Genomic DNA, 25,932 nt, shown 5'->3' with positions numbered 1-25,932 from the left:
ATCCGTCAGTCGAGCCGCATGAGGCTCGCGCCGCCGGAGTCGATCTCCTTGGCGGTGTCGATCATCTTGATCTGATTTTCCCACGCGCGGCTCGCCTCGATCATCTGGACGAGCGCCGTGGTGGCATTCACGTTCGAGCCTTCAAGGGCGCCGCTGGTCACGGTCGCCATCGGGTCTTGCGGCAAGGCGCCGCCATTCACTTCGCGGAACAGCGTGTCCGTGGACTTGGCGATCGTCGACCCCTTGGCGTTCACCAGCTTGATGACATCGACCTGCTGCGGCTGATCGATCTGGCCGCCCTGCGGGACGATCCAGATGCTGCCATCCTTGGCGATGTTGACGCTATCGGCGGGCGGCAGGGTGATCGGGCCACCCTCCCCCAGCACCGGATAGCCATCGCCCGTGGTCAGCAGGCCGCTCTCGTTCAGCTTGAGATCGCCGCGCCTTGTATAGGCTTCCGACCCGTCATTGGCCTGCACCGCGATGAGGGCGTCACCATCCACCGCGATGTCGAGCGTATTGCCGGTCTGCACCGCCGTGCCGGCCTTCATGTCCGCCGCGATGACCTGCCCCACCTGCTCCGCGCGGCTCTGGAACGCGCCGCCGCCGACCCAGCGGGTCGAGGCGTTCGCGATCTCGGCGCGAAAGCCGCTGGTGTTGACGTTCGCGAGATTGTTCGCGACCGCCGTCTGGCGAGCCATCGTGCCGCGCATCGCGGTGCGGGCAATGGTGGTGAGACGATCCATGATTCAGCTCCGGGTCCGGTCGATCTTCGCGATCAGGTCCGCATGTTGATGATAGTCTGGGTCATGGCGGTGGCGGTCTCGATCGCCTTGGAATTCGCCTGGAAGTTGCGCTGCGCGGAGATCAGCGCGACCAACTCCTCGGTGATGTCCACGTTCGAGCGCTCCAGCGTGCCCGAGCGGACCGCGCCGACCATGCCGCTATTGCCGGCGCTGTAGCTCGCCTCGCCGCTGTCGCCGGAGGAAATCCAGTGCGAATCCCCCATCTGCCGCAGCTCTTCCTGCGCGGGAAATGAGGCCATGGCCACGACGCCGAGGTTACGCACCGAGCCATCGCCGAAGGTCGCACTGACGACGCCAGTGGCCGAGATCGCGATGGCGGTGAGCGGAATGCTGGCATCGTCCGGATGGGCGCTGGGGATTTCCAGATCGGAGAGATCGCCGGCCGCCGTGCTGGTCGGCGTGCCATCGCCGGTCGCGTTGGTCGGCAGCACCTGCAGGCGGGCACCGGTGGAATCGACGATGAAGCGGTTCTTGTCCATCGTGAAGGCACCGGCGCGGGTGTAGCTGATCGTCTGGTCAGGCGAGGCGCTCTTGACGGTGAAGAAGCCTTCGCCGGTGACGGCCAGATCCAGCGTCTTGTCGGTCGTCTCCAGCGTGCCCTGCGTGAACTGCTGCTTCACATCGACGAGACGGACGCCATTGCCGCCCGCGCCGACGCCGCCACTCGCATAAATGTCGCCGAAGGTTGCCTTGCTCTTCTTGAAGGCGAGCGAGGACACGTTGGCGACATTGTTGGCGACGACCCCGAGGTCGGTCTGGGCGCCCTTGAGGCCGGAAAGCGAAATGTAGAAGGACATGGTGGATGCTCCTTGTGAAGTTCAGGGATCAGCCGAGACGCAGCGCGTCTTCGGGCGAGAAATTGCCGAGGGCGGTCATGAGCTGGGCGTTTCCGCCGCTCGCGGGGGACTGGACGGCGGCGATGCTGGCCCAGGTCGCGATGCCGGCCGGCGTCGCGCCGCGCACCTTGACCTGCAGCGCCTGCCCGCCAATCACATTGCCGGCATCGTCCCGGCCGTCCCAGAAGAACGGCACATTGCCCTTGGATTGGGCGCCGAGATCGAAGCTCTGGACGACCTTGCCGCTGGCATCGACCAGATCGATCGATACGTTCGAGGCGTCGGCGCCCAGCGCGATCTCGCCGGCATAAGCGCCGGTGCGGTCGGGCGTGGCGATGTTGCTCTCGACCAGCATCGACTTGCCGATCCAGCCTGCGGCATCGGAGAGGCGCGCGCCGGACACGGAGTCCGCGATCTGGCTGAGCAGGGATGTCGATTGCGACTGCGAGGCCAGCGACGACATTTGCGCCATCTGTGTGACCATCTGATTGTTGTCCATCGGCTGGAACGGGTCCTGATGCTGCATCTGCGTGGTGAGCAGGCGCAGGAAGCCGTTCATGTCGATCGACGCGTTTGACTTCGCGCTCGTCTCGGCAAGGTTCCGGTTGGTGAACGCCGTGTTGGTGTCCACCGCCCAGGGGCTGGTGTTGGTCGTCACTGCTGTCATTTGCCGAGCCTGATTGTTTCGAGGATGAGGGATTTGGCGGTCTGGAGGACCTGCACATTGTTCTGGTACATGCGCGCGCTCTCGACCATTTCGACGAGCTCGGCGCTGGTATCGACGCCGGCTTCCCACACATCGCCATTGGCATCGGCTAGCGGATGGCCGGGCTCGTGCCGCTTGGTGGCGGGCGTGTCGGAGGTCACGACGTTATCGACCTTGACCGTGGCGACGCCGGGCTTCTCGACCACGGTGGAGAAGACCGGGCGGATCGCGCGATAGGCCTTGTCCTCGCTGCCCGTGACCGAGCCGGCATTGGCGAGGTTGGACGCGGTGGCGTTGAGGCGCACGAGCTGCGCCGACATGGCGCGCCCGGCGATGTCGAAAACGTTCATGGGCTTGTCCATGCTCATTCTCCTCGCAGCGCGCGCGTGATGGTGTTGAGCCGGCCCTCAAGGAAGGAAAGCGTGGTGCGGTACTTCACCGCATTCTCCGCAAAGAGCGTCTGCTCGGTCGACATCTCGACGGTGTTGCCATCGCTGCTCGCCTGCAGTGGCACGCGATAGCCCATTGCCGTTTCGAGCGCGCCGGTCACCGAGCCCTGCTGGCTGGTGGCGCTGGCGAGCGCCTTCTCGAAATCGATGTCGCGCGCCTTGTATCCGGGGGTCGAGGCGTTCGCGATATTGGAGGCAAGCAGCTCCAGCCGCTGCGAGCGCAGCGCCAGTGCCTTGCCATGGATGCCGAACAATGCGTCGTCGAACGACATTTTTTCGTGCCTTCCCTAAAAGTCCGTGGGCCGCATCCGTTCTGACCGGTTGAAACTGGTTCGGTTCCGGCACGACCCATGCCCACGGGTATGGATTGCAAATGCCGTGCCAAACCAAATTGCCGCCGGCTGAGGCCGCGCGGACATGAGGATTTCCGCGCCCTTTGCGCAGGCGGGCGGCAAGGGTGGCAATGTTTTGCCGGTTGGCGGCAGAGTTTTGCCGGTGCGCACGTGCGCCCGGCAGCATGGGGGGATGAGCGGGACCATGTCGGATGTTGTGGGGTTGGATATTCTCGGCCACGTCTTCGCGCCGCTGCCCCTATTGATGGTGCTGGGCGGCGCGATCATGATCGCACTGGCGCAGGTCGGGTTCGGCACGGGTTTTCGCGCCCTGGCTTCCCTACGCCCGCTGCTGACCGCGCGCCCGGATGATGAACGCGACAATGCCCGCGCGCTGCTGTTCAAGGTCGAGGCCGTCGCGCAGCTCAAGGGCCTGGCCCGCGCCGACCGACTGGAAAGCACCCACCCCTTCGTCAACCAGACCCTTACCACCCTCGCCAATGCCGCAGATGCCGAGCATTTCGCGCTCTGGGTCCATCAGGCGATCCATGATCGCCGTGCCCGTCACGGGCGGGTCATCGCCTTCTGGAATGCGCTGGCCGATGCCGCGCCGGCCGTCGGCATGGCCGGCACGATCGTCGGCCTGATCGGCATGTTTGCGCAGATGAGCGACCCCGCAGCTATCGGCCCGTTCATGGCGCTGGCGCTGATGACAACGCTGCACGGCCTGATCCTCGCCAACGCCATCGCCGGGCCCATCGCCAACCGCCTGTCCGCACTCTCCGAGCGGGAGATTGGCTGGCAGCAGGCCATGGCGGACCGGATGATCGCCATCGCCCGCCGGGAAGCCAATCCGTTCCAGCGTGCCAGCATTCGCGAGGTCGCCTGATGTCGGCGCAGCCGCGCCAGAGCCGCGCGCGCTGGGCGCTGAGCTTCGCGGACCTGTGCCTGCTGCTGCTCGCCTTCTTCGCCCTGCTGCAATCCAACCAGACCACGCGTGAGACGGCCCTGGCCGGGATTGGCAGCTATTTCGGCGCGTTCGAGGCGCCGCGCCAGGCCAATTTGGTCGCGCAAGAGCTGTTCGAGCCGGGCGAGGCTCTGCTCAACCCTGCCGGTCGCGCCGCTCTGCTGAAAGCGACAGAACCCATCGTGCACGAGAACAAGGTCGTGCGAATTCAGTCCATTGGCCTCGACTCCGGCGATCATCGCTTCGACGCCTGGGATCTGGCGGCAGCGCGCCTCGGCGCCGTCGCCCGCACCCTGGTCGCCGCCGGAGTGCCGGAGAAGCGCCTGCGGATCGCGGGCCTCGCCGAACGTCCCGACGCCAGCGCGCCCGGCAAGCAGACTATCAGGATCACCGAACTGGCCGAAACCGACCCGTAACATGCGTCTGGCACGGACCTTGCTGTGTTTGTTCCGACCATGCATCGGAGCAAGTGACGTGACGATTGAACGCCTGACCTTCCCAAAGCGCGCTGCCCTCATCGCAGCCCTGCTGCTCAGCGCGATCGCGCTTACCAGCATCCACGCGCCGGCGAAGGCGCAGAGTTTCGAGAATCTGGACCGGCTGGACAGCCTGGTTGCGGCCAGCCTCGGCGCCAATCTCGGCCAGCCGGGCGGCCCACTGGCGCCCATCGATCGCCGCCTGAAACTGGCACCCTGCCCGCAGACACCGACGGTCGAAACCCCGCAGATGAACGCCGCGACGGTTGCCTGCCCCAGCCTCGGCTGGCGCATCCGCGTGCCGCTGCTGGTCAACCGGCAGGCCGGCAATCCTCAGCAAAACGGCCGTTTTTCCGAGACCGCGAGCGGCGCGCCGGTCGTCAAGAAGGGCGATCCAGTTCAGCTGGTCGCGGGTAATGAGAGCTTCAGCATTTCCCGCATGATGATCGCGGATGAAGACGGCGCGCCCGGTGCGCTGATCCGCGTGCGGGAAGAACCGCGCGCCACGCCTGTCATGGCCCGTGTCGAGCGGACGGGTGTTGTTCGTATCCCCGGCATTTAAACTTTCCTGAACTGATCCGTTTATAGTACGGATTGGACAGAAAGGACGTTGGAATGATCAAGTCTGTTGGCCAGGCGACGAGCGCCGCAGTAGAGGCAGCCAAGCTGCGCGACGCTGCACAAGCCCGCTCCGCTGCGCCAGTCAGCGCCGAGCCCGCGCCCGCGAAAGCGGCGGAATCGGCAGCCACCCCCGCCGCGCGCATGGCCGCGCAGGGCGCCCCGGTGGACATGGACCGGATCAACCGCGTCAAGCAGGCCATTGCTTCGGGCCAATATCCGGTCGATGCCGACAAGATCGCCGATCGCATGATCGACCTCGATCTTCCTCATCTGCGCGCCTGAACGTGCCCCAAATGAACCTGTCCATCATCGAGAATTTCGCGGCCGCGACCGGTTCGCTCCGGGTCGCCATGCAAAGCGCCGACCCGCAGGCCATCGAAACGGCAATGGACCTGTTCCGCATCTCGCTCGATGCGATCAAATCCATCGAGACCTGGGAGCGTGATCCTGCGATCAAGGCGCGATTTAGCGACCTGATCGAGGAGCTGGATTCTTCGCGGATGCTCGCCTGCCTGCTCGGCGATATGACCACGCAGATGCACGGCGCGATCGCCGATCGCGATCTGGATGTGCCGCAGCCGCTGTACCAGCGCGCCGGCTGAGGCTTCGGCCTCGCCCCCGGATATTCGTACTTTCCTACCAAGCCCAGTGCGCCCTGTGGGCCTGTCGCCGCGCGTCGTGATCGCCCCAAAAATCCCGATCCGCCGTTAACCAATTCTGGCACGCATCTTGCTTTTTGATCCCCGGTACCAACGGGAGATCATTAGTCGCCATGTCCGTGAATGGACTGACCACCAACTCGGCCCAGGGCAGCAATGCCGCCAGGGTGACGCAGGCCATTGCCAAGGCCAGCAGTCGCACCGGTGTGGATTTCAATTATCTGATGAGCCAGGCGCATGTGGAAAGCGCGCTGAACCCGACGGCGCGCGCGCGCACCTCTAGTGCGACCGGCCTCTACCAGTTTATCGACCAGAGCTGGCTTTCCATCGTCAACGACCATGGCGCGAAATACGGCATGGACTGGGCGTCCAACGCCATCGAGCGCACGGCGAACGGGCGGTACGTGGTTTCGGACCCGGCCCTGCGCCAGCAGATCCTCGACCTGCGCAATCATCCCGAGACGGCCTCGATCATGGCGGCGGAACTCGCCACCGACAATCGCGCCTATCTTGAAGAGCGGATCGGCCGACCGGCCGAGGCGGTCGATCTCTACCTCGCCCATTTCCTCGGTGCAGGTGGCGCAGCGAAATTCCTTACGACGATGGCGCAGGCGCCCGACGCCTCCGGAGCGGCTCTGTTTCCCGCCGCCGCGCGGGCCAATGCCTCGGTGTTCTTCGACCGGCAGGGCAATGCCCGCAGCCTGACGGACATCCGCGCGAGCTTCGCGCAGAAGCTGGCGGTGGGCGGTCAGGCCGCCGGCAGTGCGGCAAGCGATATGGCGATGGACGGCACGCAGACCGTGATGCCCGCCGACTATGTCCGCATCGCGCAGGAGCGGCTGACGATGAACCAGACACTGAGCGAAAAGCAGCCCTATCCCGAATTCGCACCGCGCGCCGAAACCGCGCGGCTTGCCTACCTCATGCTCGCCACCCTCGGAAGGTAATCGCCAACCATGACGCGCAACGACATCAACGGCAGCATCTGGAAGAACTCGGCGCGCGGGGCAGCCCTGCCCTTCGCCATCCTGCTGCTCGTCATGTTCATGGTGGTGCCGGTGCCGGTGCTGCTGCTGGATATCGGCTTCGTCGGCAACATCATGATCAGCCTTGCGGTGCTGATGATCGCGCTGAACGCCGCCAAACCGCTCGATTTCTCCAGCTTTCCGACCGTGCTGCTGCTGGCCACGCTGCTTCGCCTGGCGCTCAACGTCGCCTCGACGCGCATTGTGCTGGTTAACGGTCACAACGGATCGGATGCGGCCGGCCATGTGATCGAGGCATTCGGCAATTTCATGATCGGCGGCGATTATGTCGTCGGCATCTTCGTGTTCGCGATCCTGATGATCATCAACCTTGTGGTGATCACCAAGGGCGCGGGCCGCGTGTCGGAAGTGTCTGCCCGCTTCACCCTCGATGCCCTGCCCGGCAAGCAGATGGCCATCGATGCCGATCTCAACGCCGGCCTGCTGACCGCCGAGCAGGCCAAGGTCCGCCGGCAGGAAGTCGCGACCGAAGCTGACTTTTACGGCTCGATGGACGGTGCCTCCAAGTTCGTGAAGGGCGACGCCGTCGCCGGTGTGCTGATCCTCGTCATCAATATCCTTGGCGGCATCACCCTGGGTCTGGTCAGCCATGACCTCTCCATCGGGCAAGCCGCGCAGACCTACATCCTGCTGGCCATTGGCGACGCGCTCGTGGCGCAGGTGCCGGCGCTGCTGCTCTCCATTGCCGCAGCCGCGATCGTGACCCGTGTCACGTCCGAGCATGATCTCTCCGGCCAGATCTCCAGCCAGTTCGGCCACAGCCGCGCCTGGGTTCCGGTTGCGGGTATTCTCACCGTGCTCGGCATCGTACCGGGCATGCCGCACCTCATCATCCTGCCCGCCGCCGGCCTCGCCTGGTTCATCGCGTGGAAACTGCGCAAGGCCGCCAAGGCCCGCAGCGAGGCACCGGCGGAACCGGCGGTGGTCGAAAATCCTGCCCACATCGAGTGGAGCGACGTCTCCGACGGCGCCGCGCTTGGCCTGGAGATCGGCTATGGCCTGATCTCGCTGGTTGATGAGCGCAAGGAGGCGCCGCTGATCGGCCGGATCACCGGCATTCGCCGCCAGCTCTCGCGCGAACTGGGCTTTGTGGTGCCGATGATCCGGGTGAAGGACAATCTCGCGCTTGGCCCGAACCAGTATCGCATCACCATCGCCGGTGTGGTGGTGGGCGAGGACGAGATTTTCCCCGATAGCCTGTTGGCGCTCGACAGCGGCGACATCACCCAGCGGATCGAGGGTCGCGCCGCGCAGGACCCGACCTTCGGGCTGGACGCGGTGTGGATTCCGATGGAGCGGCGCAGCGAAGCGGTCGTCTCCGGCTATACCGTCGTCGACCCGTCGACGGTGATCGCCACGCATATCAATCATCTCATCCTGCAGAACGCCGCTGAGCTGTTCGGCATGGACGAGGCCAAGAAGCTGCTCGACACACTGCGTGAAGTGACGCCGCAACTTGTCGAGGGCCTGACGCCCAATCCGTTGAGCCTCGCGCAGATCGCCGCGCTGTGCCGCGGGCTGCTCATTGAGGGCATTCCGCTCAAGGACTTCCGTCGTATCGCCGAAGCCATGGTGATCGTTGCGCGCGGGGACATGTCCACCGACGCGCTTATCGAGGCGGTCCGCCAGCGCATCGGCTCGCTGATCATCCAGAGCATCGTGCCAGTGAAAGCGCCGCTCCCGGTGCTCACGCTGGATGGCGAGCTGGAAGGCCTGCTCGCGCAGGCCATGCGCGTCGGCGCCGATGCCCATCACCCCATCGAACCGGCGCTGGCCCAGCGCCTCATCGAACAGGTGAGCGAGGCGGCCCGTCCGCTGATGGCACAGGCCCGCAACTTTGCGATCGTGACCTCACCGGTGGCGCGTCGCGCCCTCTCCCGCCTGTTCCGCCCGCATCTGCCCGACGTTCCGGTGCTCTCCTTCCTGGAAATCCCGGATGGCAAGGCCGTGGAAGTCGTGGCGGTGGTCGGCAACGAGACACGCATCCACCAGGTCGAGCGGCTGCAGGCGGCATGACGATGTTGCGCAGCATAATCCGCACACGCCTCCGCCCTGCTCGGAAATTCCCGGTTAAACCTTTCAGCATAGATGAGACCCATGCACAGCGCACAGCTTGAGGTTGCAGCCCTGACTTATGGTCGCCGGCCCGGTGTCTCACCGGATCAGCTGGCGCAGCAATATATGCCGCTGGTGCGCAAGATCGCCTGGCATGTCCATGGCCGCGTCTCCAGCGCGATCGAGATCGAGGATCTGCTGCAGATCGGCATGGTCGCGCTGGTCGAGGCGGCCAATAGCTTCGAGGATCGCGGCTTCGGCTTTGCGACCTATGCGCAAATGCGCGTGCGCGGCGCGATGATCGACCATCTGCGCCGCCATGCGACCCTGTGTCGCTCGGCGATGGCGCGCCGCAAGACCATTCAGGATGCCCGTCGCGCGCTGGAGCAACGCTTCGGGCGGCCGCCCGCGGATAGCGAAGTCGCCGCGCATCTCGGTCTTGATGCTGCCGGCTGGCGCGAGCTTGCCGATGGGACGGACATGGCGCAGCATCAGAGCATGGACGAGGTCTATTCGGACCAGTCGATGTGGTTCGCCGATGCAACCGAGGGCGCCGAGGAAGTGCTGGAGCGGGAATCCCTCAAGCGCGCGGTTTCCGCCTGCATCAAGGAATTGCCCGAGCGCGAGGCGATGGTGCTGCAGCTCTACTTCGTCGAAGAGATGAACCTTGAGGAAATCGGGCTGACGCTCGATATCGGCGCGGCCCGGGTGTGCCAAATCAAGAAATCTGCGCTCGACAAGCTGCGGGGACGCCTCAGCGCCTTCCTCTGACCGGAACCGCGCCGCGGGATGATCGTTTCTCCGCCATCAATCAGGTGGAGGATGACATGGCCGAAGAACCCAAAACGGTAATCGTCGAGCGCTCGAGCGGCGGCAGCGCAACCGCGATCATTGCGATCGTGGCACTGCTGATCCTCGCGGTGGGCGGCTACTTCCTGCTGCAGAGCCAGGATAACAAGAACGACGCTGTGTCCACGGCGGCGCAGCAAGTCGGCGATGCAGCGCAGGATGTGGGCGATGCGGCCCAAGGTGCTGTCGATAAGAAGTGAGCGTTTGCGGACAGCGCGCCGCCTCAATTCAAAATCGAGCAGATTTAGCCCCTCCTCTTCAGAGGAGGGGTTGGGGTGGGGTTGCGCCCGCGCGGCCACTTGCTAAGTTTGCGATGCTGGCGCATCGCCACCACCCCCAGCCCCCCCTCTGAGGCGAGCATATTTGTGGGTTTGACCCGCGCAGCCTAGGCGAACCCCCGCGGTTGCGCTAAAGCGCGGCCATGTCCGCCACTTACACCCTCGATACGGCGACCAGCCGGGCGAACCCCACGCCGGCGCCGATGCGTCGGCTGACCATTCCCGCCATCCGCGCGCGCAAAGTCGATGGGGTGACCGACTCGCCAATCGTGATGCTGACCGCCTACACGGCGCGGCAGGCGCAGTTGCTCGATCCCCATTGCGACCTGCTGCTGGTGGGCGACTCGCTCGGGCAGGTGATCTACGGCCTGCCGTCCTCCGTGCCCGTCACGCTCGAGATGATGGCCGCCCATGGCGCTGCGGTCGTGCGCGGCAGCTATCACAGCGCCGTCATCATCGACATGCCGTTCGGGAGCTATGAGGCCTCCCCTGAGCAGGCCTTCGCGAGCGCAGCCCACCTGATGAAGGAAACCGGCGCTGCCGGCGTGAAGCTGGAAGGCGGCGAGGCTATGGCGCCGACCATCGCCTTTCTGAGCGAGCGGGGCATCCCGGTCTGCGCCCATGTCGGGCTCACGCCGCAGGCGGTGAACGCGCTCGGCGGCTATGGACCGCGCGGCCGCGATGCCGCCGAGGCCGCCAAAATCCGTAACGATGCCCGCGCCGTCGCCGCTGCCGGCTGCTTTGCGATGGTGATCGAGGGCGTCATCGAGGAACTGGCTATCGAGATCACGGGAGACGTGCCCTGCCCCACCATCGGCATCGGCGCCTCGGCAGCCTGCGACGGGCAGGTGCTGGTGACCGAAGACCTCCTCGGCATGTTCGAGCGCACGCCGCGCTTCGTGAAGCGCTATGCCGATCTTGCCGGGACGATCAGCGATGCCGCGGCCCAATATGCGCAGGAGGTGCGCGCGCGCAGCTTCCCCGGCGAGGCCCAGCTTTATGGCGCCAAAAAGTGATTTGCGCGGAGTTCATCCGCCGCTAAGGTCCGCGGCCACAAAATCCCTTCATGCGCCCCTGCGCTTTTTCAGCCGACTGGAGATAGAGACTTGGCCCTGACGCCACATCAGAACGAGGCCCTGCTCCGCGAGATCGACGATGCCGTGCGACAGGACGATCTGCTATCCTTCTGGAAAAATTACGGCCGTCTGGTCATCGCCGTCGTCGTGCTTGGCCTCGCTGCCTTTGGCGGCTGGCTCTACTGGCAGCACCACCAGACCCAGAAAGCCGAGGCCAACGGCGAGCAGTTCGCCCGGCTGATGAGCGCTGCCCAGCGGGCCACGCTGGATGACGGGGTGTACAAGCAGATCATGACCGAAGGTGGCCCGGGTTATCGCGCGCAGGCGGAAATGCTCCGGGCCGCACTGGCGGGCGGTCGCAATGACCCCAAGACCGCGCTTGCCGCCTATGATGCCATTCTGGCCGACGCGCAGGCCCCGGCCGCGACAAAGGACGCCGCACTGATGCGCCGGACTGCCCTCGCCTTCGACAGCATGAAGCCGCAGGACGTGATCGCCGCGCTCAAGCCGCTGGCGGTGCCGGGCAATAGCTGGTTCGGCAGCGCCGGTGAACTGACCGCCATCGCCCATCTCAAGGCCGGCCAGCGCGATCAGGCCGGCAAGATCTTCAACGAGATGGCCAACGATCCACTGGTGCCTGAATCCATCAAGCTGCGCGCCGGACAGATGGCCAGCATGCTTGGATCGGCGACGACGCCCCGGCAAGCCGGGCCGACCGCTGACACGCCTGCCTCCTGATTCCATTGAAAGAGAAACCCACGAGGATGCGTAATCCCACATCATATCGCGCCGCCTGGATCGGCATTCCTGCGGCCCTGCTGCTCCTGACCGGATGCGGCGGGAAGAGCGGCCCCAAGACCCCCGTGCATGGCGACCGCACCTCCATCCTCGGCAGCAACAATGTGCTGGCCGTGGACGATGCTGTTGCGTCGCTCCCGGTCACACTGCCGCCCCCGGTCGTTAACCCCGCTTGGGCGCAATCGGGTGGCAATGCCGCCAAGGCCATCGGCCATGTCGCGCTCGGCGACAATATCCAGCAGGCCTGGTCGGCATCGGTGACCGGTGGCGGCTCGCGCAGCCGGCTGGCCGCAGCGCCGGTCGTCGCAGGCGGCAAGCTGTTCGTGATCGACACCGATGCGACGGTCTCCGCCTTCGACGCCAAGACAGGCGCGCGGCTCTGGTCGAAGAGCATTCGCTCGCCCAATCAGCCTTCGCAGGTGCAGTTCGGTGGCGGCGTCAGTGTCGAGGGCGACCGTTTGTTCGCCACGTCCGGCGCCGGGTCCGTTGCCGCGCTGAATGTCGCGGACGGCGCCGAGATCTGGAAGGTGCAGCCTGGCGGCCCGCTGCGCGGTGCACCCACGCTCTCCAACGGCAATGCCTATGTGATGAGCCAGGACAACCAGCTCTTCGCGCTCTCGCAGGCAGATGGCGCGGTCGTGTGGACGGACAGCGGCACGCTGGAAGCGACGGGCGTGTTCGGCGTCGGCGCTCCGGCGGCGGCGCAGGGTTCGGTGATCGCTGGCTATAGCTCGGGCGAACTGACGGCCTATCGCTACGAGAACGGCCGCGCCTTGTGGGGCGATGCGCTCAGCCGCACCAGCATCTCCACTTCGGTCGCCATGCTGACCGATATTGACGCCGACCCGGTGGTCGACCGGGGCCAGGTGTTTGCCATTGGCGAAGGCGGCCGCATGGCAGCCTATGAACTGGTGAGCGGGCAGCGCCTGTGGGAGCTGAACATCGGCGGTATCGCGACGCCGCTGGTGGTGAGCGACTGGGTGTTCGTGGTGACCGACAAGTCCCAGCTGCTCGCCATCACGCGTGCCACTGGCAAGATCCGGTGGATCAGTGATCTGCCGGCATGGCGCAAGCCGAAGAAGAAGACCGGCCCAATCCGTTGGCGCGGCCCGATCCTCGCGGGCGGCAAGCTCATCCTCGTCTCCACCGAAGGCGCGATGGCATTTGTCGATCCGACGAGCGGCAAAGTGCTGCAGGAGCGCGACCTCAAGCAGGGCCTCACCCTGCCGCCCATCGTCGCGGACAACATGCTTTATGTGCTGACGGACGAGGGACGCATCCTCGCGTTCCGCTGATGGCAAAAAGACAACGCCCAGACCGCGACACGCCGGCCGGAAGCCTTCCGGTCGTCGCCATCGTCGGCCGCCCGAATGTGGGCAAGTCCACGCTGTTCAACCGGCTGGTGGGCAAGAAGCTCGCGCTTGTCGATGACCAGCCCGGCGTCACCCGCGACCGGCGCGAGGGCGATGCCGAACTGCTTGGCCTCAAGTTCCGCATCGTGGATACCGCCGGTTTCGAGGAAGACGACGCGCAGACCCTGCCGGGCCGAATGCGCGCGCAGACCGAAATGGCGGTTCAGGGTGCCTCGGTCGCCTTGTTCATGATCGACGCGCGCGCGGGCATCACGCCGCTCGACGAGCATATCGCCCGCTGGCTGCGCGCCGGGAACACGCCGGTGGTGCTGCTCGCCAACAAGGCCGAGGGCCGCGCCGCCGATCCCGGCATCATGGAAGCCTTTTCGCTCGGCTTTGATGAGCCTGTGGCCTTTTCCGCGGAGCATGGGCAAGGTCTTGCCGACCTGTTCCAGGCGATCCGCTCGCATGTCGAGGCGGACGAGCCAGACCTACCCGTCGAGGGCGACGAGGATGATGTGGGAGACGAGGACGAGCTGGACGACAGCGCGCCGCTCAAGCTCGCTATCGTCGGGCGGCCCAATGCCGGCAAGTCCACGCTCATCAACCGCATATTGGGCGAAGAGCGGCTGATCACCGGGCCGGAAGCCGGCATCACGCGCGACAGCATCGCCGTGGACTGGACCTGGCACGCGCCCGACGGCGTGGCGCGCGCGGTGCGGCTGATCGACACCGCCGGCATGCGCAAGCGCGCAAAAGTGCAGGAGAAGCTGGAGAAGCTCTCTGTCGCCGATGCGCTTCATGCCGTGGATTTCGCGGAAGTCGTGGTGCTGATGCTCGACGCCACGCTTGGGCTTGAGGCGCAGGATCTGCGCATTGCCGACAAGGTTCTGAGCGAGGGCCGTGCGCTCGTGATCGCGCTCAACAAGTGGGACGTGGCCGAGAATGGCTCGTCGCTGTATCAGGGCGTCCGCAAGGCGCTGGAAGACGGGCTTGCGCAGGTGCGCGGCGTGCCGCTGCTCACTGTATCCGGCGCCACCGGAAAGGGCATTGACGATCTGCTGCAAGCGGCATTCGATACCCGCCGCCGCTGGTCGCAGCGCGTGCCAACGAGCCTGCTTAACCGCTGGTTCGATGAGGCGCTGGAAGCCAATCCGCCGCCGGCACCGGGCGGCAAGCGGATCAAGATGCGCTACATCACCCAGGCGCGCAGCCGGCCGCCCACCTTCGTGGTGTTCGGGTCGCGTCTCGACGAGGTGCCGGAAAGCTACAGTCGCTATCTCGTGAACGGCATCCGCAAGGCGCTCGACTTTTCGGGCGTGCCGATCCGGCTAAACCTGCGTAGCGCACGGAACCCATTTGACAAAAAGAAGTGATCCGGCGCGCGTCGACGCCCGCGGACTGAAATGTCCGTGGCCCGTCCTGCGTGCCGCGCGCGCGATGCGCGATCATGATTGCGTATTGCTTCTAGCCGACGATCCGGTGGCAAAAATCGATGTGCCGGCCTTGGCGCACTCCAATGGCTGGGCGGTCGGCGTTCACGAGGCCGAGAGCCATGTGGAATATGCGCTGAGCCGCAAGGGCGCAGAGGAAACATAAGCGAGCGAGATGCGGCCGTTTTGCGGCTTTTCCGTTGGCGGCAACGGCCTGTTCTGCTGCGCTGACAGATCTTGAGCGGCGGGCAGGTCCATTCTGCCCTTCCCCCTCACCCCTCGCCACCCTATAGCCGCCCGATGCTTGCCGATCCCGCCGCCCTGCTCAGAAGCGTCTTTGGCTTCGAGGCCTTTCGGGGCGTGCAGGCGCAGGTGGTGGACCGGGTGTTGGCGGGCCGCCCGACGCTGGCGATCATGCCCACCGGCGCCGGCAAATCGCTTTGTTATCAATTGCCTGCGCTCGCTCTGCCGGGCTGCTGCGTCGTGGTCTCGCCCCTGATCGCGCTGATGCACGACCAGTTGCGGGCGGCGCGAGCGCTCGGCATCCGCGCGGCGAGCCTCACGTCGGTGGACGCTGACTGGCGCGAGACGCAGGACAGGCTGGTTGCCGGCGAGCTGGACCTGCTCTACGTAGCGCCAGAGCGCGCCTCGGGAGACGGGTTCCGCGCGCTGCTGGAGCGGTCGCGCCTCAGCCTCTTCGCGATCGATGAGGCGCATTGCGTGTCGGAATGGGGCCATGATTTTCGCCCCGATTACCGCCTGCTGCGCCCACTACTGGACGCCTTTCCCGATGTCCCCCGGCTCGCGCTCACCGCCACGGCGGATGCCCACACCCGCGAGGATATTCTCACCCAGCTCGGCATTCCGGCCGAGGGGCTAATCATCTCCGGCTTCGACCGGCCCAATATCCGTTACCTCGTGCAGCCGCGCGATGGCCTGCGTCGTCAGCTCACCGATATTCTGGCGGCCAATTCCGGCCCGGGCATCATCTATGCGCCAACCCGCGCCGCGACCGAGCAGCTTGCCGAGGCGCTCGGTGCCAAGGGGCGGCCGGTGCTGGCCTATCATGCGGGGCTGCCCGCTGAGCTGCGCGCCGCCAATCAGGCCGCGTTCCTCGCCAGCGAGGAGATGGTGATGGTCGCCACCGTGGCCTTCGGCATGGGCATCGACAAACCGGATGTGCGCTTCGTCGTCCATGCCGGCCTGCCCAAGTCGATCGAGAGCTATTATCAGGAGAGCGGGCGCGCAGGGCGCGATGGCGATCCCGCAACGGCGACGCTGCTGTGGGGCGCAGAGGATTTCATGCGGGCGCGCCAGCGGATTAGCGAGGTGGAGCCAGAGCGTCAGGCCGGCGAGCGCGCGCGCATTGCCGCCCTGGGTGCACTGGTGGAAACCGCGCGGTGCCGCCGTGCGGTACTGCTGCGCCATTTCGGCGAGAACCCGCCGCCCACCTGCGGCAATTGCGACAATTGCCTCTCGCCCCCCGCCAGCATCGATGCGACGCTGACGGCGCAGAAGCTGCTCTCGGCCGTCCACCGCACCGGCCAGAGCTTTGGCCTCGGTCACCTCGAAGCCGTGCTGACCGGGCGGGGTAATGACCGGATTTCCCAGCGCGGGCATGATCGCCTGTCGGTCTTCGGCATTATCGAAGGCGAGGAGGCCGCGCTGATCAAGCCGGTCGCCCGCGCTCTGCAGGTGCATGATGCGCTGACCACCACCGACCATGGCGGGCTGGCGCTCGGCCCGGCGGCGCGCGGCTATCTCAAGGGCGAGGAGCGCGTCGAGCTGGTGATCCAGCCGAAGAAGGAGCGCCGGCGTGGCCGCGACAAGGGGGAGAACCCCGTCAACGACCCGGTTTTCGAGGCGCTACGCGAGTGCCGCCGCACGCTGGCGCAGGATGCCGGGGTGCCGCCTTATGTCATCTTCCATGACAGCACCTTGCGCGACATGGCCGCGATCCGCCCCAAGTCGCTGCGGGACATGGCACTGGTCAGCGGTGTCGGCGAGCGCAAGCTGGAGGCCTATGGCGAAGCCTTCCTCACCGCCCTTCGTCGCTTCGGCTAATTCATCAGCCCGTTTCGTCGGCGTCAGTGAGCCGCGCGGCCATATCCATGAAATTGCGGGCGGCCTCGCGCTCGGCGGGGTCCTTGAAGGCCACGTCCAGGTCCGGCGCGCCACCGAGCATGTGCAACAGCGCCCATAGGCCGAAGCGCCGGCCGGCGTCCTTCTCCAGCCCGAAATCGACGCGCATCCGCTCAATTCCGGCGCCCATCGCCTCGGGTGGCAACTCTTCCAGTTCGGTCTTGCCGAAATAGCGCAGCATCAGGTCATGAAAATCCATGGCCGCCAGCATAAGGCAGGCACAGCCCGGACGCAGCCGAAATCGACGGCGTTTACCGCCGGATCGTCACGCTCCAGGCGTAGCCGCGATACAGGGCGCGGCAGGACAGGTCGGCGCCATAGCTCGCGGCAAGGCCGTGGGCCACGGCAAAGAGCGGCTCGCGCGGCGTGACGTGAAAGCGCTCGAGCCAGCCCCGCAACGCCGCCCGGAACCAGCCGGGCAAGCGCTCCTGCTGGCCGAAATCGACGATATGGAGCGACCCGCCCGGTTCGACGACCGAGAGCGCCTGCGCGAGCGCCGCCTCCCATTGCGGGATCATCGAGAGGCTGTAGCTGATATAGACCCGGTCAAAGCCCGGCTCGCCGAACAAGGCCTGCGGATCGAACCGGGCGGCATCGGCGCGCTCCAGCAGGGTGCGCGAGTGCGCCCCCGCATGCGCAATATTGCGCTGCGCCGATTTGAGCATTTCCGCCGAGATATCGAGACCGAAGAGCCGCGCCTGCGGATAATGCCGGGCGACCAGCGCGAGATTACGCCCGGTGCCGACCCCGATCTCCAGCACCGATCCGCCAACCGGCACGGCCAGATCGCGGATGAGCCGATCCCGCCCCAGCAGATAATATTTGCGGGTGATGTCGTAGACATGCCGCTGCAGCGCATATTGCGCGTCCATCGCGCGCGCATGGCGGTCGCTCGCGGCGCCGATGCGGTCCATGTGCGACACCGCCTAGCCCTTCAAACCGTAGAGATGCACGCCACCATAAATGGACGAGCGGTCGGCGCGGGTGAAGCGCAGCGAGTCCTCGCCATGATAATGCCAGCGCTCCAGAAGCGGATCGGGCAAACGCCCCGGCAGCAGGCTCGGCTCGGCCGCCGTGCGGAAGAGCACCCGCGCATCGGGGCGCGCGGTACGGCTGATCTCGTACCAGAGCGCAGTCAGTTGCGCATCGCTCATCCAGTCCTGCGCATCGAGCAGAACATAGCGGTCGACGCTCGCAGCCGGCTGGCGTGAGAGCCAGTCGGTCATGTTGGCGTGCTGCACATCAACGCGGCGGGCCCTGTGCTTCACCGCCTCATAATGGGCGCGCTCCAGATAAGGCGGCAGCGGCGCATCCTCATGACGGCCATATCCACGACCAAATGCCTGCCAGGCGAAGTAGTTGGCTTTAAGATCATAGTCGCAGGCGAGCCGCTCAAGCCGCTTGCGCAACACCGCAGCCATTTTCTCATCGCCGGCAAGCACATCATATTGCGCGGGCGGAATGCCGAGGCCGAAGAGCGAGGCGGGCTGGTCGGTCAGCCAGCGAATGAACTTGCGCTCGAAGATCGGCGCCAGTCGCGCCTCGAAGATGCGGCGCTGCTCCTCCATGTCGCGCGCGGCCAGCAATTCGCGCGGATCGATGCGGTACAGCCGTGCCACCAGATGCGCCGCGCCGATGAAGCCGCCGAGCAACCCGCGCTTGTAAGCGCCGGAGCGGAACATGCCGATGCGGCGCCGCCCCACCAGATCGCGCCCCTCCCAATAGCGGCGCGCCGTCTCGTCCAGATGCGGGCGGATATAGGCCTTATAGGCCCGAAGATTCTCCGCGCTGTCGGCCTCGGCAAAGAAGCGGCGAAAGCTCGCATAATCGGGCAATTGCTGCGCCGCGACCTGCTTCAGCCGATTGAGCGCAATATGCGCCGTGTTGAGATCGACCGCCGTGATGCGGGCCGGATCGGCGGTCAGGTAGGAGAGCACATTGCAGCCGCCGCTGGCGATGGTCACGACATGGCTCTCCGGCTTGATCGCCAGCGCCGCCATGTCCACCACCGGGTCTTCCCAGATCTGCGCATAGACCAGGCCTCGAAACGCGAAGGCGAAGGCGCGTTCCAGAAGGCCCTCGCGCGTGGTCGCCTCATGGTTGATAACGGCGCGATCGATGACATGCGGCATGAACGGCTCCCCTGATGGTCCACTGACGCCCCACTAGGCGCCGTGCATGTCAGGCCCGTGACCGCGCGATGGCAGATTGGTGACGAGGCTGCGTGCAATGGTCTTGGCTCTGGCGGAGCGCTCACGCTAGGATCGGGCATGGCAGGGTCATCACCCCATCTCGATCAGATCTGGTACGCGCTGGAATGGCTCATCCGCCTCGGCGCGCTCGCGGTCGTGCCCTTGCGGCGGACACCTGCGGCGGCGCGGGCGTGGCTGCTGCTGATCTTCTTCCTGCCGGTGCCTGGCCTGCTCTTGTTTCTCGCCATCGGCAGTCCGCGCTTCCCGGCGTGGCGGCGCGAGCGGTTCGGCGCCTTGCAGCCCTTCTTTGCTGCGACCGCGCAGGCGCAGCAGCGGCATCATCCCGCGCTGGGCGATGTGGAGCCCATCGCGGCGCTCGCGCACACTTTGGGGCATATGCCCGCCACCGACGGCAATGCCATCACGCTGATCGACGCCTATGATGCGGTCGTGGACCGGCTCGTCGCGGATATCGATGCCGCCGAACAGTCCGTCCACCTGCTCGTCTACATCTTCGCCGACGATGCCGTGGGCCAGCGCGTGGCCGCCGCGCTTGGCCGGGCCGTTCAGCGCGGTCTGGACGTGCGGGTGCTGTTCGATCCGGTCGGTTCGCGCCCATGGCGGCGCGGGACGCAGGCGCTGCTGCGCGCCAAGGGGGTGCGTGTGTGCGAAACGCTGCCGTTGCGCCTCATCCGGGCGCGAACCCGGCGCGACATGCGCAATCATCGCAAGCTCTTCGTGATCGACGACAGGATCGGCTATGCCGGCTCCCAGAACATCGTCGCGCGCGATTTCCGGCCCGGCGTGGTCAATCGCGAACTGGTCGCGCGGGTGACGGGGCCGGTGGTCGCCAGCATGGCGGCGCTGGTGCGTGCCGACTGGTCGCTGGAGTCTGGCGATCCCCCCGGCGCCTCCCCTGCCCCGACGGACACCGCCGGGACCGCTTGCCTGCAATTGCTCCCGAGCGGGGCGGACTATCCGCTGGCCGGGTTCGAGACGCTGTTGGTCTGGCAATTGCATCAGGCGTGCCAGCACGTCGTCATGGTCAGCCCTTATTTCGTGCCGGGCGAGGACGTGCTCGGCGCCATGGGCGCAGCGGTGGCGCGCGGGGTCAAGGTCGACCTCATTCTCTCGCGCGTGGCGGATCAGCCGCTCGTTCGCCTCTCGCAAAGCTCCTTCTATCAGGAGCTGCTGGACGCCGGCGTCTCGATCCACCTGTTCCCCAACGAACTGCTCCACGCCAAGACGCTCAGCATCGATGACCGGCTGGCCGTGGTGGGATCGAGCAATGTCGACCTGCGCTCGTTCCAGCTCAATCAGGAGGCCAGCCTGCTGATCTACGACGCCGCCTCGATTGCGCAGGTGCTGACAATTCATGAAGGCTATCTGGCGGCCTCCACCACGCTGACCCCGACAGCATGGCGCGCCCGCTCGCGCACCCGGCGGCTCGCCGAGAACATCGCCCGGCTGGTGGATTCGCTGCTGTGAGCCTCAGCCCGCCCGGTCGGCGAGCTCCAGCAGGCGGGTGAACGTCTCCCGGTCGACATTGCCGCCCGAGAGGGTGACCAGCGTCGCATCGGTCACCGGCACCTTGCCCGCGAGCACGGCAGCCAGCGCCGCAGCGCCGCCGGGCTCGACGACCAGATGGAGCTTCTCGAAAACCACCCGCATGGCCTGCGCGACCTCCATCGGCGTCACGGCGGCGCCACCGCTGGCCCGGCCCTGCAATACCGCGAAATTAATCGGGAAGGTGCGTGGAGTCTGGAGCGCGTCGCAATCGGTCGGGAAGGCCAGGTCGTCCACCGACTGGATGCTGCCGACGGCGAGCGAGCGAAGCAGATCGTCATAGCCTTCCGGCTCGGCCAGATAGAGCGCCGCATCCGGGCAGGCCAGCGCGAGACCGGCAGAGAGGCCCCCGCCCCCGCAGCAGGCAACGATGCGGTCGGGTCCGCGCCCGAGCTGCACCTGCATTTGCGCCGTTGCCTCAATCCCGAGCGTGCCCTGCCCCTCGATGATCCACGGATCGCCATAGGCATGAACGAGGGTCGCGCCGGTCTTCGCGACGAGATCGGCAGCGATGCTGTCGCGATCCTCGCTCGCGCGATCATACAGATACACCTTGGCGCCCAGCGCCCGGGTCGCCGCCAGCTTGGCGCGGGGCGCATTGCTCGGCATCACGATGGTCGCGGCGATGCCAAGCCGCCGGGCGGCCCAAGCCACGCCCTGCGCGTGATTGCCGCTGGAAACGCCGACCACCCCGCGCGCCCGCTGCTCCGCCGTCAGATCGCTCAGCCGATGCCATGCACCCCGGATCTTGAAGGCGCCGATGGGCTGGAGCATGTCCGCCTTGCACCAGATCGTCCGCCCCTCGACCTCCAGAGGCAAAAGCGGCGTGGGCGGCAGCAGCGCCGCAATCTTGTCCGCCGCGCGCAACACGCCTTCGCGGCTCGGCGCACGAAGCGGATCGAGCAATTCTTGTTCTGTCACAGAGCCCCCCTATATGCAGGCGCTTGTCGATTCGACTTCATGGAGACTAACAGATGAGCAAGGTGCTGGTCATCGGCGCAGGTGGCGTCGGATCGGTCGCGGTCCACAAGATGGCGATGAATGTGGACATCTTCAGCGACATTCACCTCGCGAGCCGCACGGTCTCCAAATGCGATGCGATTGCCGCCTCCGTGAAAGAGCGCACGGGCGTTGCCATCAGCACCTATGCGCTGGATGCCGACGACGTGACCGCAACGACCGCGCTGATCAAGCAGATCGGCCCCAAGCTGGTCGTGAATCTGGCCCTGCCCTATCAGGACCTCGCGATCATGGATGCCTGCCTCGCGGCCGGCGTGAATTATATGGACACGGCGAACTACGAGCCGCGCGACGAGGCGCATTTCGAATATAGCTGGCAGTGGGCCTATCAGGACCGGTTCAAGGATGCCGGCCTCATGGCGCTGCTCGGCTCCGGCTTCGACCCGGGCGTCACCAGCGTCTTCGCGAGCTGGCTCAAGAAGCATCATTTCGAGCGGATCGACACGCTCGACATTCTGGACTGCAATGGCGGCGACCATGGCCAGCACTTCGCCACCAACTTCAATCCGGAGATCAACATCCGCGAAGTAACTGCGCCCGCGCGGCACTGGGAGAATGGTGCGTGGGTGACCACGCCTGCCCTCTCCTACAAGCAGAGCTTCGACTTCGAGCAGGTCGGCCCCAAGAACATGTACCTCATGTACCATGAGGAGCTGGAGAGCCTCGCCAAGCACCTGCCCGAGATCAAGCGCATCCGCTTCTGGATGACCTTTGGCGATGCCTATCTCAAGCATCTCGAAGTGCTGCAGAATGTCGGCATGACGCGGATTGACCCGGTGATCTACAATGGCGTTGAGATCATCCCGCTGCAGTTCCTCAAGGCCGTGCTGCCCGAGCCAGCCAGCCTTGGCCCGACGACTAAGGGCAAGACCAACATCGGCGATATTGCCACCGGCCTTGGCAAGGACGGCAAGGACAAGACGCTCTACGTCTACAATATCTGCGACCATGAGGACGCCTATGCCGAGACCGGCAATCAGGCGGTGAGCTACACCACCGGCGTGCCGGCGATGATCGGCGCGGCGCTGATGCTGCAGGGCCTGTGGTCCGGCGCTGGTGTGTTCAACATCGAGCAGCTCGATCCCGACCCGTTCATGGACATGCTCAACAAGCATGGCCTGCCGTGGCAGGTGAAGGAACTCGACGGACCGCTGCCCTTTTGATGGGCGCCCTGCGCATCCGCATCGGGCTGGCGAGCGCCGCCCTGGCGCTCGCTCTGGGAGGCTGCGCGCCGCAGATCGGCCTGGTCGATGGCGTGCCGTCTTCCGAGCTGAACAGTTGCGCCCGCCAGGGCGGCTCGCTGCAGGCACGGGGACGCGCGCAGACCGTCATGTGCGTGGTGCCTTATGCGGATGCAGGCAAGAGCTGCGCCTCGAAGAAGGACTGTCAGGGCCGCTGCCTCGCCCAGCCGGGCAAGAACGGCACCCTGCCGCTCGACGAGCAGAAGGCGCCCGGCCATTGCCAGGCTGACAACAAATTATTCGGATGCTTTGCCGAACTCGACGGCGGCAAGGTCGTTCGGTCTATGTGCATCGACTGATCGGTGCATCGATGAAGGCGCGGCGCTCGCAGCCGCGCCATGACATGACTTGAGCGGAGCAGACCCCATGGAAACCCGAGCCGGCGACCCCGGCGCCTTTGCGCGCTTCGACCTCAATCGCGTGCCCTCGCCCGCTTTCGTGGTCGATGCGGCCGCCATCCGCCGCAATCTGACGATCCTCAAGGACGTACGGGATCGGGGCGGCATCAAGATGCTGGCGGCGCTCAAGGCGTTCTCCATGTGGTCGCTCGGGCCCACTGTCTCGGCCTATCTCGACGGAGTCTGCGCCTCCGGCCTCTACGAGGCCCGACTGGGCCGCGAGGAATATACCGGGCTGGATGAGAAGGGCGAGGTCGCGACCTATTGCGCCGGCTACAAGGCGGCCGACCTGCCCGAGATCTGCGTGCTCTCCGATCATATCATCTTCAATTCGCCCGGCCAGCATGCGCGCTTTCGGCCCATTCTCGATGCGCAGCGCGCGCAGGGCATGAGCTTCGACGTGGGCTTGCGGATCAACCCCCTCCATGCCGAGGGCGAGGTGGCGAAGTACGATCCTTGCCGGCCCAACAGCCGGCTCGGCTTCCCCATCGACCAGCTTCTCCCTGAGCATCTTGAGGGCGTGGACGGCATCCATTTCCATACGCTGTGCGAGCAGGATTTCGTGCCGCTTGGCCGGACATGGGCCTCCGTTGAGCCGAGCCTCAAGCGCTTCTTTCCGCAACTCAAATGGCTGAACTTCGGCGGTGGCCATCATATCACCCGCGCCGACTATCAGCGCGATGAGCTGGTCGCCTTCCTCCAGCAGGTCCGCCGTGAGACCGGGCTCGACGTGTATCTGGAGCCGGGCGAGGCCGTGGCGTTGGACGCGGGCATATTGGTCGGCGAAATTCTCGATGTGATCGACAATGGCATGCCGGTGGCCATCGTGGATATTTCCGCGACCTGTCATATGCCGGACGTGATCGAGGCACCCTATCGTCCGGCCATGCTCGGCGAGCAACCCGGCGGCGATCTGGTGCGGCTGGGCGGCCCATCCTGCCTCGCCGGCGACATCATCGGCGACTATGCCCTGCCTGTCCCCGCCGAGCCGGGCCGGCGCATCGCCTTCCTCGATCAAGCGCATTATTCGATGGTGAAGACCAACACCTTCAACGGCGTGCCGCTGCCTTCCATCTGGTTGTGGGACAGCGAGACGGACGAACTGCAGGAAATCCGCCAGTTCAGCTATGAGGACTTCAAGAGTCGGCTGAGCTGACACGGAAATGACATAAAACTGTCACAATAAGCCCTTGAATTTCCTCGTCTCGTTCCAGCTGGATAACCAAAACTTTACCGTCCCGCTTCTAGAGGCGTGGCATGATGCATGCGCCCTCTTTCCAGATCGACCGACAGGATGACGAGGACGCTGTCGCCCGGCTGCGGATGCCGGGCAGCGCGCAGATCAAGGCGCGGCAGGGCGCCTCGTCGATGGAGATCGTGGCGGTATTTCGCCAGCATATGGGCTTGCGGCTTCTCCCGCTGGTCGATGAGGCGGATCGGCCGGTGGGCGCCATTTATGAGGAGGATGTCCGCAATATTCTCTTCAATCCCTATGGCTATGCCCTGTTAAGCAATCCCGGCATCACCATCGCCTTTGGCGAACGGATGCAACGCTGCCCGGTGGTCGAGATGGACCGGGGCCTTGCCGGCTTGCTCGCCGTCCACGCGCGCGACGGTGGCAAGGAAGCGATCATCGTGACGCGCGGGGGCCGCTATGCTGGCTTCGTTCCCAATGCCGCCATTTTTGCCGCAGTGAACGCGCAGGAGGTACGTCAGCTCCGTGCCCGCGACGCGGAACTGACGCGACTGCGGAGCGTGAGCGCTTCCTTCGAGCAGGACATTCAGGGCCTTTCGAACACCCTCGGCGACATGGCGGCCCTGCTCCAGCGCAATGCCACGGGCACCGCCAGTCGCAGCCAGGACAATACCGACCACGCTCTGCATGTGCTCACCGCCGCCAGCCAGACCGGCGCGATGATGGACGAGGTGGCGCGGTCCAGCGCCGCGCTTGTGCGATCGCTGGGCAGGCTCGACTGGGAGACGGAGCAGGCGCGCACCGTGGCCGCCGAAGCGGTGACCCGCGTGGACGCCAGCGCCGCGCAGGCGCAGGCGCTCGATCAGGCGACGCAATCCATCGAGACCGTCACCGCCACCATTGAAATGCTGGCACGCTCGGTCAAACTCCTCGCGCTCAACGCGTCCATCGAGGCCGCGAGAGCTGGGCAAGCCGGGCGCGGTTTTGCCGTCGTCGCCAATGAGGTACGCGCGCTGGCCCAGCAGACCGGTATGGCTGCGCAGAGCATCCGCACCCATGCCGTCACGGTGCGCGGCACGGTCGCTGCCGTGCGCAACGCACAGGCGGGCCTCGAGGACGTGATCGCAAGCGTCAAGCAGATTGCCGATGGCGTGACCGCAACCGTGAGCGCCCAGCGCGCGCTCTCCCTGCACCTTGCGGCCGGCACCGAACAGGCAGCGTCGGCAAGCAAGGATATTGAGGCGCATATCGTGCGGATCAGCGGCAATGCGCGGTCGGCGACCGAAGGGGCGCAGGATCTGGCGCGGACGGCTCATGATCTGAGCGACTCGTCCAGCACCCTCTCGCGGCGGGTGGAGCGGTTCCTGAGCGAGATCGTGATGCGTGAGGGCGGCGCTGGTTGAAGCGCATTCAGGCGCAGACTCGACTCGTCGCACCTG

The 25,932-nt window shown here is 65.8% G+C and carries 29 protein-coding genes; 20 read left to right on the top strand and 9 right to left on the bottom strand.

Annotated features, from left to right (window positions below; translation table 11 throughout):
* Positions 1–5 precede the first annotated feature (5 nt).
* The 5 genes from M2336_RS11365 to flgB are packed head-to-tail and all read right to left on the bottom strand — an operon-like array spanning position 6 to position 3,069.
* Positions 6–746 (bottom strand): flagellar basal body rod protein FlgF, encoded by a 741-nt coding sequence (locus M2336_RS11365; protein ID WP_264572611.1) that lies wholly within the window; start codon positions 744–746, stop codon positions 6–8.
* Positions 747–778: 32 nt separating this feature from the next.
* Positions 779–1,603 (bottom strand): flagellar hook-basal body complex protein, encoded by an 825-nt coding sequence (locus M2336_RS11360; protein ID WP_181559404.1) that lies wholly within the window; start codon positions 1,601–1,603, stop codon positions 779–781.
* A 28-nt stretch (positions 1,604–1,631) separates the two neighbouring features.
* Positions 1,632–2,309, bottom strand: a complete 678-nt coding sequence (locus M2336_RS11355) for a flagellar hook assembly protein FlgD (protein ID WP_264570079.1) — start codon at positions 2,307–2,309, stop codon at positions 1,632–1,634.
* Positions 2,306–2,716, bottom strand: a complete 411-nt coding sequence (gene flgC / locus M2336_RS11350) for a flagellar basal body rod protein FlgC (RefSeq protein WP_181559402.1) — start codon at positions 2,714–2,716, stop codon at positions 2,306–2,308. The genes M2336_RS11355 and flgC overlap by 4 nt, the downstream gene beginning before the upstream one ends.
* Positions 2,713–3,069 (bottom strand): flagellar basal body rod protein FlgB, encoded by a 357-nt coding sequence (gene flgB / locus M2336_RS11345; protein ID WP_264572610.1) that lies wholly within the window; start codon positions 3,067–3,069, stop codon positions 2,713–2,715. Before flgB ends, flgC begins: the two co-directional genes overlap by 4 nt.
* A 265-nt stretch (positions 3,070–3,334) precedes the next feature.
* Here flgB and M2336_RS11340 point away from each other — a divergent pair, with 265 nt between their 5' ends.
* The 15 genes from M2336_RS11340 to recQ all read left to right on the top strand — a co-directional run bounded on the left by M2336_RS11340 (position 3,335) and on the right by recQ (position 16,803).
* Entirely contained in the window at positions 3,335–4,018 is a 684-nt protein-coding gene (locus M2336_RS11340) for a motility protein A (protein WP_264572609.1), read from the top strand.
* Positions 4,018–4,512 carry an OmpA family protein gene (locus tag M2336_RS11335; protein WP_264572608.1) on the top strand — a complete coding sequence of 165 codons (495 nt, stop codon included), beginning with the start codon at positions 4,018–4,020 and terminating at the stop codon, positions 4,510–4,512. The genes M2336_RS11340 and M2336_RS11335 overlap by 1 nt, the downstream gene beginning before the upstream one ends.
* A 64-nt stretch (positions 4,513–4,576) precedes the next feature.
* Positions 4,577–5,134 (top strand): flagella basal body P-ring formation protein FlgA, encoded by a 558-nt coding sequence (locus M2336_RS11330; RefSeq protein ID WP_413715971.1) that lies wholly within the window; start codon positions 4,577–4,579, stop codon positions 5,132–5,134.
* 53 nt (positions 5,135–5,187) lie between these two features.
* Entirely contained in the window at positions 5,188–5,475 is a 288-nt protein-coding gene (gene flgM / locus M2336_RS11325; RefSeq protein WP_264570074.1) for a flagellar biosynthesis anti-sigma factor FlgM, read from the top strand.
* Positions 5,476–5,486: 11 nt separating this feature from the next.
* Entirely contained in the window at positions 5,487–5,795 is a 309-nt protein-coding gene (locus tag M2336_RS11320; protein WP_181559394.1) for a hypothetical protein, read from the top strand.
* Positions 5,796–5,971: 176 nt separating this feature from the next.
* A complete protein-coding gene (locus M2336_RS11315) occupies positions 5,972–6,799 on the top strand; it encodes a transglycosylase SLT domain-containing protein (RefSeq protein ID WP_413715970.1) in 828 nt (275 codons plus the stop codon).
* 9 nt (positions 6,800–6,808) lie between these two features.
* Entirely contained in the window at positions 6,809–8,914 is a 2,106-nt protein-coding gene (flhA, locus tag M2336_RS11310) for a flagellar biosynthesis protein FlhA (protein WP_264570072.1), read from the top strand.
* An 81-nt stretch (positions 8,915–8,995) separates the two neighbouring features.
* On the top strand, positions 8,996–9,724 hold the full coding sequence (locus M2336_RS11305; RefSeq protein ID WP_264572606.1) for a FliA/WhiG family RNA polymerase sigma factor: 729 nt from the start codon (positions 8,996–8,998) through the stop codon (positions 9,722–9,724).
* Positions 9,725–9,780: 56 nt separating this feature from the next.
* Positions 9,781–10,002, top strand: a complete 222-nt coding sequence (locus tag M2336_RS11300) for a hypothetical protein (RefSeq protein ID WP_264572605.1) — start codon at positions 9,781–9,783, stop codon at positions 10,000–10,002.
* Between the two features lie 221 nt (positions 10,003–10,223).
* On the top strand, positions 10,224–11,096 hold the full coding sequence (gene panB / locus M2336_RS11295; RefSeq protein WP_264572604.1) for a 3-methyl-2-oxobutanoate hydroxymethyltransferase: 873 nt from the start codon (positions 10,224–10,226) through the stop codon (positions 11,094–11,096).
* A 90-nt stretch (positions 11,097–11,186) separates the two neighbouring features.
* Positions 11,187–11,894 carry a tetratricopeptide repeat protein gene (locus M2336_RS11290; RefSeq protein WP_264572603.1) on the top strand — a complete coding sequence of 236 codons (708 nt, stop codon included), beginning with the start codon at positions 11,187–11,189 and terminating at the stop codon, positions 11,892–11,894.
* A gap of 26 nt (positions 11,895–11,920) precedes the next feature.
* Positions 11,921–13,249, top strand: coding sequence for a PQQ-binding-like beta-propeller repeat protein (locus tag M2336_RS11285; RefSeq protein WP_264572602.1), 1,329 nt, complete (start codon positions 11,921–11,923; stop codon positions 13,247–13,249).
* Positions 13,249–14,682, top strand: a complete 1,434-nt coding sequence (gene der / locus M2336_RS11280; RefSeq protein ID WP_264572601.1) for a ribosome biogenesis GTPase Der — start codon at positions 13,249–13,251, stop codon at positions 14,680–14,682. The genes M2336_RS11285 and der overlap by 1 nt, the downstream gene beginning before the upstream one ends.
* Positions 14,666–14,905, top strand: a complete 240-nt coding sequence (locus M2336_RS11275) for a sulfurtransferase TusA family protein (RefSeq protein WP_264572600.1) — start codon at positions 14,666–14,668, stop codon at positions 14,903–14,905. Before der ends, M2336_RS11275 begins: the two co-directional genes overlap by 17 nt.
* Before the next feature lie 134 nt (positions 14,906–15,039).
* Positions 15,040–16,803 carry a DNA helicase RecQ gene (recQ, locus tag M2336_RS11270; protein WP_264592998.1) on the top strand — a complete coding sequence of 588 codons (1,764 nt, stop codon included), beginning with the start codon at positions 15,040–15,042 and terminating at the stop codon, positions 16,801–16,803.
* 4 nt (positions 16,804–16,807) lie between these two features.
* Here recQ and M2336_RS11265 read toward each other — a convergent pair whose 3' ends face one another.
* Genes M2336_RS11265 through M2336_RS11255 form a run of 3 tightly spaced genes read right to left on the bottom strand, consistent with a single transcriptional unit; the run spans position 16,808 to position 19,013 of the window.
* Positions 16,808–17,080: a hypothetical protein gene (locus M2336_RS11265; protein WP_264572598.1), complete on the bottom strand. Its 273-nt coding sequence runs from the start codon at positions 17,078–17,080 to the stop codon at positions 16,808–16,810.
* Positions 17,081–17,132: 52 nt separating this feature from the next.
* Positions 17,133–17,795 carry a class I SAM-dependent methyltransferase gene (locus M2336_RS11260; RefSeq protein ID WP_413715930.1) on the bottom strand — a complete coding sequence of 221 codons (663 nt, stop codon included), beginning with the start codon at positions 17,793–17,795 and terminating at the stop codon, positions 17,133–17,135.
* Between the two features lie 12 nt (positions 17,796–17,807).
* The gene (locus M2336_RS11255; protein WP_264572597.1) at positions 17,808–19,013 is read right to left on the bottom strand and encodes a DUF3419 family protein; all 1,206 of its coding nucleotides are present in this window, start codon (positions 19,011–19,013) and stop codon (positions 17,808–17,810) included.
* Between the two features lie 138 nt (positions 19,014–19,151).
* Here M2336_RS11255 and cls point away from each other — a divergent pair, with 138 nt between their 5' ends.
* Positions 19,152–20,561 (top strand): cardiolipin synthase, encoded by a 1,410-nt coding sequence (gene cls, locus M2336_RS11250; RefSeq protein ID WP_264572596.1) that lies wholly within the window; start codon positions 19,152–19,154, stop codon positions 20,559–20,561.
* 3 nt (positions 20,562–20,564) lie between these two features.
* Here the strand turns inward: cls and M2336_RS11245 are convergent, their stop codons facing one another.
* Entirely contained in the window at positions 20,565–21,560 is a 996-nt protein-coding gene (locus M2336_RS11245) for a threonine/serine dehydratase (RefSeq protein ID WP_264572595.1), read from the bottom strand.
* A gap of 53 nt (positions 21,561–21,613) precedes the next feature.
* Between M2336_RS11245 and M2336_RS11240 the strand changes: the two genes are divergently transcribed.
* The 4 genes from M2336_RS11240 to M2336_RS11225 all read left to right on the top strand — a co-directional run bounded on the left by M2336_RS11240 (position 21,614) and on the right by M2336_RS11225 (position 25,896).
* Positions 21,614–22,822: a saccharopine dehydrogenase family protein gene (locus M2336_RS11240; protein WP_264572594.1), complete on the top strand. Its 1,209-nt coding sequence runs from the start codon at positions 21,614–21,616 to the stop codon at positions 22,820–22,822.
* Positions 22,822–23,199, top strand: coding sequence for a hypothetical protein (locus M2336_RS11235; protein ID WP_264572593.1), 378 nt, complete (start codon positions 22,822–22,824; stop codon positions 23,197–23,199). Before M2336_RS11240 ends, M2336_RS11235 begins: the two co-directional genes overlap by 1 nt.
* Before the next feature lie 67 nt (positions 23,200–23,266).
* On the top strand, positions 23,267–24,454 hold the full coding sequence (locus M2336_RS11230; RefSeq protein WP_264592997.1) for a carboxynorspermidine decarboxylase: 1,188 nt from the start codon (positions 23,267–23,269) through the stop codon (positions 24,452–24,454).
* A 101-nt stretch (positions 24,455–24,555) separates the two neighbouring features.
* The gene (locus tag M2336_RS11225) at positions 24,556–25,896 is read left to right on the top strand and encodes a methyl-accepting chemotaxis protein (protein ID WP_264572591.1); all 1,341 of its coding nucleotides are present in this window, start codon (positions 24,556–24,558) and stop codon (positions 25,894–25,896) included.
* Positions 25,897–25,932: the final 36 nt, after the last annotated feature.

It is taken from the genome of Sphingobium sp. B1D7B (genome assembly GCF_025961965.1).
Classification (GTDB): Bacteria; Pseudomonadota; Alphaproteobacteria; order Sphingomonadales; family Sphingomonadaceae; genus Sphingobium.
Note: the sequence above shows the minus strand (reverse complement) of the source record. Positions and strands in the feature narration are given on the sequence as shown.